Raw genomic sequence first — 7,073 nt, forward strand, 5'->3', positions numbered from 1 at the left:
TACTACCTACTACCTACTACCTACTACCTACTACCTACTACCTACTACCTACTACCTACTACCTACTACCTACTACCTACTACCTACTACCTACTACCTACTACCTACTACCTACTACCTACTACCTACTACCTACTATCCACTACCTAGTCTTAGCAGATTAATTAATACGTAACATTAGTCATTAATACTATTGCGTTCAGATTAATATAATTATCATCTAGTTGCCAAAACTTCTAGGCGATCGCCTACAAGAATAATTCCTTCATTTTGAGGTATTAGATTAACGCCAAACATGACTCCCTGTTCACTTAGTTGACGAAAAGTTCCCAAAGTATTTAAAGGTTCTTTGAGGCTATTTTTATTACCGTCGCTTTGATCGATCGTGGTGATAATGCAGCGACTACAGGGTTTTGCTACTTCAAACTGAATCTCCCCAATTTGAATTAGTCTCCAGCAATCTTCAATAAACGGTTCAATAGTTTCAATAACTACATTAGGACGAAAACGGTTCATGGGTATTGCTTGACTATCCTGTTGATGAATTTCGATAATTCTTTGATTGAGTTCCATCAAAGAGGCGCTAGCAGTAAGCATGACTGGATAATTGTCTGCCAAGCTTAAAGGCAGATCCTCCTCCTGGGAATATTTCTTGGCTAATAAGCGAGTATGCGCTGAAGATTGTCTAACTAAACGACAAACTTTATCCCCAGGCAAATTTAAAAATTGATGAAACCACTGGGCTACTTCATTTCCCTGATCGATGGCTAAAAAGCGATCGCGCCACATTTCTACTTCAATTAACGCACCATTTAAACTAGAGATAAAAGTAATCGATGGAAAACTGTTGTCTACTACCTGAAGAGTAATACTTTCTCCGACAATTGTGACTTGAATTTTTGTCAACTGAGGAAACTGTCTTTGAGTGATAAACCTACCATTTCCCGCAACCAGCATCATTAAGCGATCGCCAACAAATCCTTTGGTTTGCACCTGTGCTTGCTGTAGCTCGATTCCTTGACCAGATTTGAGAGGATAAACATAAAGTTTCGAGACAATCATAAGCTTGGATAATGGCAACAATAAGGCGAGTAATTTAGGTAGGCGATCGACTTTGCTATTTATTTAGGGCAATCGTGTGATTATCCGAGCCTGAAAATTATTTAAAAGCAACAATCAGATAATCAGCAAACGGTCGATTATTTGTTTCTCTTTTGTTTTGTAAGGCAAAAATCGAGATTCGTCCACTTTTTCACTATCTAATTTGTTCGCCAATTAAAGCTACGAAATCCTAAAAATAATCTTAATTCTAAATTCAATACTCCTTTTGACCATCTCAACCTCACTTCAAGATATCCACTATATTCACTATTGAATATTTAAGAGTTTATGAGTTTGCAGACTCAGACGCCACTGAGGATGCTGCAAAATATAGTCAAAAATCAAACTTTTACTCTCAGGGGAGTTCCATTCAGGCTGTAGATAACACAAGGTAGATTTCGAAACTAAACTCGCCTGTTGTTCTGCCCATTTCAAATCAAACTCGCTAGTGACCACGACTTTTAATTCACTTGCGCGATCGTAAATGCTGAAATGAGGCGCTTTAAACTGCTTAGGAGAAAATGTAATCCAATCAAAATCCCCCGTCAGAGCATGAGCGCCAGAAGTTTCTAAATGAACCTGCAATCCTGCATTTTTTAGGGCGGTAGTTAAAGGAAATAAATCGTGCATTAACGGCTCACCACCAGTAATAATAACGATTGCAGGATTAACCGCTTGAGCCTTACTGGTCAAATTACTTGCCGACTGCTGGGGATGAGATTGAGAATTCCAAGAGTGTTTTGTATCACACCAAGGGCAATGAACATCACATCCTCCTAAACGAATAAAAAAAGCGTTCACTCCTGTCCAATAACCTTCTCCCTGCAAAGAATGAAAGGTTTCAACAATCGGATAAGTAATGCTCTTAGTCGCAGTGTTCAAAATGTTTGTACTCTTTTTCCTCTATAGCTGTTGGGTTAAATTAGCTTAACTCAAACCCTGCTAAGTTATAACTACAGATGTTCTAGTGACAAGGGAATTTTGTTTAGTAGTAATTTAGTAATTTATTAATTTATTAATTACGATATTTTTTTAATTCTGTTCTCAATGTCGCAATCTCGGCTCTAAGCTGATCCAACATGGTCTGGAGATCTTCGGAGTTAGTGCTGCTGGTGTCAATATTAATGCCTTGATAGGAACTAGTTCTCTGGCTGCCATTATGATTGGTGCTAGGATAAACAGTCGTCCCTGATGCGCGTTCTGCTCTAAGCTGTACTTCTTCCATAAACTTGCGTAAATTTTCGCGTTGCTCGGCATCGAATTTACCCAGATCGCTCATGGTATTCGTGAAAGATTCTTCGAGCTTTTCGCTCATAAATTCAGCTAATGCTCTACCAAAAAAGAAGGCATTGGTCACAGGATTATTATTCATAAGATTCAGATCAAGTTTGTTAGAGAGCTATTATTAGCTAGATTATATCTTGATTCTTGAGGCTCTGAGTTCTAAGCTTTAGATTAACAGTTGAGACTTCGCGTTAGGACAAAAGGCAAAAAGTTTGATAATTTTGCATTTTGCCGAATCAATTCTAAATTATCTATGAATATTTGAGCGAGTAATTACAATTGCGCTTAAAAAGCTGACAATATAAGTATTTGATTGATAAATAAGGATTGTTATTATCTCTATGGGTCAAGTTGATTCTTGGAAAAAGCGGAGTGCTACTTCGTTGTCGCGTTTGTTACCTAGATTAGAAGAACGTTTTTGCGATCACATCGATAAAGTAGAATGGCAGGGTTATGTAGAACGCATTAACACTCATTTTCCCCGCTTATTTCAGCTACTGTATCAACTTTATGGCAATCAGTACGATTTCTTCTATCATTTAGAAAATATTTTAGCTTCGGCTACTTCGATGTGGTTAGCCAGATCTGACGATCTCAAAGCTTTAGACGTAATGCGCCAAGCAGATCCTCAGTGGTATCAATCTAATCGCCTTGTAGGAGTAATGTGCTATGTTGATTTGTTTGCTGGTAACATCCAAGGAATTCGCGATCGCATTCCTTATTTAACTGAGTTGGGTATTACCTATCTACATTTGATGCCCTTGTTTAAATGTCCTGAAGGGGATAATGACGGTGGTTATGCCGTCAGTAGCTATCAAGAAGTCAATCCTGCCCTAGGCACGATGGAAGAATTGTCACAGTTAGCTACAGAATTAAGACAGCATGGTATTAGCCTGGTAGTTGATTTTGTCTTTAACCATACCTCAGACGAACATGAGTGGGCAAAACGAGCATTAGCTGGAAATGAAGAATATCAAGAGTATTATCGGATGTATCCTAATCGTGAACAGCCTAATGCTTTTGAAAAAACCGTTAATTCAGTCTTTCCTGATGAACGCCCTGGCTGCTTTACCTACAAAAATAAAATTCGTAAGTGGGTATGGACAACCTTTTGTAATTATCAATGGGACTTAAACTATGAAAATCCCGTGGTTTTTAGCGGAATGGTGGAAGAAATGTTGTTTTTAGCGAATATTGGCGTAGAAGTCTTACGTCTAGATGCGGTAGCATTTCTCTGGAAGAAATTAGGTACCAGTTGTGAAAATTTACCCGAAGCACATTTATTAATTCAGGCCTTTAATACAATCGTTAAAATTGCTGCCCCTGCAATGGTGTTTAAGTCGGAAGCGATTGTTCATCCCGACGAAGTTACCCGCTATATCAGTCAAGAAGAATGTCCTATATCTTATAACCCACAGTTAATGGCACTGCTATGGGACGCCTTAGCCGTCAGAAATATTCGGTTACTGCGCCATGGAATGTCCAAGCGGTTTACGATCCCTCAAGACTGTGCTTGGGTCAATTATATTCGCTGCCATGATGACATAGGCTGGGCAATTGCCGATGATGATATGCGGGACTTGCAGATTAATCCTTACGATCATCGCAAGTTTCTGACCGAATTTTTTACTGGTCGATTTGAAGGTAGCTTTGCTAAAGGCTTGCCTTTCCAAGAAAAACCCGAAACGGGAGAGGCGAGGATTGCGGGTACTACTGCATCCTTATGTGGCTTAGAGAAGTTAACGGATGCAAATCATCGTACGGAGATAGATTTAGCTATACGACGCATCTTACTCTTACATGGAGTGATTTTAACCATTGGGGGCATTCCCCTACTCTATTTAGGAGACGAAATCGGCACTTTAAACAACTATACCTATACTGAGTCGCCAGAAAAAGATGGTGACAGTCGTTGGGTTCACCGTTCGGCATTTGATGATGAACGGGCATTAAAGAGGAAAGATAGCTCTACTATTCCAGGACAAATTTATCTGGGATTGCTTAAGTTAATCCAAATTCGTCAGCATAATCGAGCTTTTAGTCGGGGAGAAACTGAAATTATTGATACAGGCAATGACTGCATCTTTGGTTATTTTCGCTCTCAACAGGAACAAAATGTGCTTGTGTTAGCCAATTTTAGCGATCGCGAACAGGAAATTATGGCTAAACAATTAAGATTACTAGGAATGCGGAAAATATTTACCGATCTCGTTTCTGGTAAGACAATTTCAGCTATCCAGAAACTAGTGCTTGACCCCTATCAGCTAGTGATTTTGCTCTAAACAGCGAACATAGTGTAGTTTTACTGTGGCTTTGACGCGAACTTGCCCAGCCTCTTTCTAGATTAAATTCATGAGTTGAAAACTATTTTCTAGGAGTCTTATTGGATGAATGCCCTATATATTGGCTGGTGCTAAGTTTAATTGCTGGTGGTCTAGCTAATAAAGGAATGATTGTGACTGACCAGAGAGAATAGAAAATAAAAAAAGAGCTAAATTACAATTCAGCTCTTTTTTTTTAATTAATAGTACCCCCAAGGGAATTTGAATCCCTGTCGCCTCCGTGAAAGGGAGGTGTCCTAGGCCACTAGACGATGGGGGCAGGTACTTGTCGCTTGCTTTTGCTTAACTGGCAACGTTTCTAAATATATCGAATATTTTTGCCCCTGTCAACAAAATACTCAAAAAACTTTTGGCTGCGGTTGACTACAGCTCAAGATAATTACATCCCCTGTCGCATTTGCTTTAATCGCTTTTGGGCAGCAGGATCTAGAGTATTAAATAAAAAACGACCAGGAGGTTTTCTCTTGGTCTGTTTCTTGGTCTTACTTTTAGTTTTCTGGACTGCCAATCCTACTTCTCGCTCCAGCATTGGAGCAGACAGCCATTCTGCTCCGTAGCCCACCACCGTCAACTGCTGAGCGCGATCGCTAGTGGCAACAATAAGACGGGTAGATTCCTGTTGATATTTTTTGCGGGCAAAGGTGGCGCAAAATTTCTCAATATAGGTGTCTGCGGTTTCGGCAAAGGCAGTATAGTGTACCGATAAAGCAGAAGTGTGGATTTCGCTACTGCGAGGCGTGTCTTGATAATGAGCATCAAAAACAACTTTGGTGCGGTATGCGACAGCAGCGCTATAGTTAATCAGACATTCGACTAATTCATATCGGGCAGCTTCTAAGCCATGGCGATCGCGACTTTGTTTTAAGTCCGACCAGTCGCCGATGATATTATAACCATCGACGAGTAATATTGCCTGGTGGGAGGAGGGAGACATTACAAGGGTTAATCCTGATGAGAACTAAGTAAAGATTTACACTTTATTTTAATTATATTTGTTAACAAAAAGTTAACTAAATAATCAAACGCCTATCGTTATTGACTCTCTGTTGCCAACAATCTTTGCTTAAGAGCTTGAGGTTCTCCCTCAGCTACGACTTTGCCTCCAGTTAACAAAAACGCGCCATCACAATAGTCTAACTCTTCTAAACGGTGGGTTACCCAAAGAGCAGTTAAACCCCTCTGTTTGACTAGATTTTTCACCTGAGCCACTAACTCAAGCTGAGTATCGGCATCGAGTAAAGCAGTTGGTTCATCAAATAAGATTGCTTCACAGTTACGCGCGATCGCTCCAGCGATCGCAATTCTCTGTTTTTGCCCCCCGCTGAGAGCGTGAATTGGTCGTCTTTCTAGCTCTGGCAAGTTAACTGCATCAAGGGCTTCTTTGACTCTTTGTCTCACCTGCACCTGAGTTAAGTTCTCACTGACCAAACCAAAAGCAATATCTGCTCCCACGGTGGGCATAACTAGCTGATGGTCGGGATTTTGAAAGACAAATCCCGTTTTGTGAGGCATAACAACCGAACCACTATCAGGAATTAATAATCCTGCCAATAAGCGTAATAAAGTTGATTTGCCACTGCCATTGTTCCCTAGCAGCATCCAAAATTCCCCCTGGGGTACTTGGAGGGTGCAATTTTGCAACACAGATGCTTCGTCAGACCAGCTAAAGCTAATATTGTCCACCCGAATAGTCGGCAATTTTTCAGACTTAATATCCCTAGTAAAGGTCATTACTTATCAGCAATAGTGGCAAAAAATCCAGGAATTCGACCTTCTGCCATCCCACCAGATTTCTTGTTAATACTAATGGCACAGATTAGGTTGCCTTTAATGGCGACTTTTTTATCTTCGTCTTTATCGCAGGTAAGCTCAATCAAGTCAGCACTACCAGACCGCATAGCTGTCATAAGCTCTTGATAGAGATTTTCTGCCGCTGCTGCTTCTCTACGCTGGACGGAAATTGGTAAAGGAATTTCTTGTAAAACGATATCGATAGTGAACATAATCTTGTTTTTTAATGACGGCAATTATTTGATTATCTTCCAGATTCTCCCAAATTCCCATTTTTATTTATGTTTAAATCTCAAAAATCTTTATTTTTTCTTTGGTTTTACTCTGGAAATTTCAGCTTCTTTCTTTTATTATGTGTAATATAAGTAAAGAAAAGTAAATTTTTCTCACAATTGTCTTGATGTATTTTTGTGTCAAGTCATGAAAATTGTAATAATTCCAACAATCTTAATAAACATAATCTCGGAGATTTATTTCCATGACAATAGCAGTAGGACGCGCACCAGCCCAGCGCGGCATCTTTGATGCCGTAGATGACTGGCTCAAGCGCGATCG

Annotated in this window: 7 protein-coding genes and 1 tRNA gene; 1 reads left to right on the forward strand and 7 read right to left on the reverse strand. The window is 39.8% G+C overall.

Annotated elements, in window-relative coordinates; genetic code table 11:
• Window positions 1-216: 216 nt before the first annotated feature.
• The 3 genes from C7B62_RS23330 to C7B62_RS23340 all read right to left on the reverse strand — a co-directional run bounded on the left by C7B62_RS23330 (window position 217) and on the right by C7B62_RS23340 (window position 2,473).
• Complete coding sequence (locus C7B62_RS23330; protein WP_106243220.1) at window positions 217-1,062, reverse strand: MOSC domain-containing protein; 846 nt, start codon at window positions 1,060-1,062, stop codon at window positions 217-219.
• A 306-nt stretch (window positions 1,063-1,368) separates the two neighbouring features.
• Entirely contained in the window at window positions 1,369-1,983 is a 615-nt protein-coding gene (locus C7B62_RS23335; protein ID WP_106243226.1) for a 7-carboxy-7-deazaguanine synthase QueE, read from the reverse strand.
• A gap of 133 nt (window positions 1,984-2,116) precedes the next feature.
• A complete protein-coding gene (locus tag C7B62_RS23340) occupies window positions 2,117-2,473 on the reverse strand; it encodes a DUF6825 family protein (protein ID WP_106243229.1) in 357 nt (118 codons plus the stop codon).
• A gap of 253 nt (window positions 2,474-2,726) precedes the next feature.
• Between C7B62_RS23340 and C7B62_RS23345 the strand changes: the two genes are divergently transcribed.
• The gene (locus C7B62_RS23345) at window positions 2,727-4,667 is read left to right on the forward strand and encodes an amylosucrase (RefSeq protein ID WP_106243233.1); all 1,941 of its coding nucleotides are present in this window, start codon (window positions 2,727-2,729) and stop codon (window positions 4,665-4,667) included.
• Between the two features lie 246 nt (window positions 4,668-4,913).
• Here the strand turns inward: C7B62_RS23345 and C7B62_RS23350 are convergent.
• The 4 genes from C7B62_RS23350 to C7B62_RS23365 form a co-directional block, all read right to left on the reverse strand.
• A tRNA-Glu gene (locus C7B62_RS23350) sits at window positions 4,914-4,986 on the reverse strand.
• A 120-nt stretch (window positions 4,987-5,106) separates the two neighbouring features.
• Entirely contained in the window at window positions 5,107-5,661 is a 555-nt protein-coding gene (locus tag C7B62_RS23355; RefSeq protein ID WP_106243237.1) for an NYN domain-containing protein, read from the reverse strand.
• A gap of 98 nt (window positions 5,662-5,759) precedes the next feature.
• Complete coding sequence (locus C7B62_RS23360) at window positions 5,760-6,458, reverse strand: energy-coupling factor ABC transporter ATP-binding protein (RefSeq protein ID WP_106243240.1); 699 nt, start codon at window positions 6,456-6,458, stop codon at window positions 5,760-5,762.
• A complete protein-coding gene (locus tag C7B62_RS23365) occupies window positions 6,458-6,730 on the reverse strand; it encodes a hypothetical protein (RefSeq protein WP_106243244.1) in 273 nt (90 codons plus the stop codon). Before C7B62_RS23365 ends, C7B62_RS23360 begins: the two co-directional genes overlap by 1 nt.
• Window positions 6,731-7,073 lie beyond the last annotated feature (343 nt).

This window comes from Pleurocapsa sp. CCALA 161 (assembly GCF_003003995.1).
GTDB lineage: Bacteria > Cyanobacteriota > Cyanobacteriia > Cyanobacteriales > Xenococcaceae > Waterburya.

Coding starts and splice junctions, on each gene's coding strand:
- C7B62_RS23330 (WP_106243220.1), bottom strand. CDS start 1,062: ATGATTGTCTCGAAACTTTATGTTTATCCTCTCAAATCTGGTCAAGGA.
- C7B62_RS23340 (WP_106243229.1), bottom strand. CDS start 2,473: ATGAATAATAATCCTGTGACCAATGCCTTCTTTTTTGGTAGAGCATTA.
- C7B62_RS23345 (WP_106243233.1), top strand. CDS start 2,727: ATGGGTCAAGTTGATTCTTGGAAAAAGCGGAGTGCTACTTCGTTGTCG.
- C7B62_RS23355 (WP_106243237.1), bottom strand. CDS start 5,661: ATGTCTCCCTCCTCCCACCAGGCAATATTACTCGTCGATGGTTATAAT.
- C7B62_RS23360 (WP_106243240.1), bottom strand. CDS start 6,458: ATGACCTTTACTAGGGATATTAAGTCTGAAAAATTGCCGACTATTCGG.
- C7B62_RS23365 (WP_106243244.1), bottom strand. CDS start 6,730: ATGTTCACTATCGATATCGTTTTACAAGAAATTCCTTTACCAATTTCC.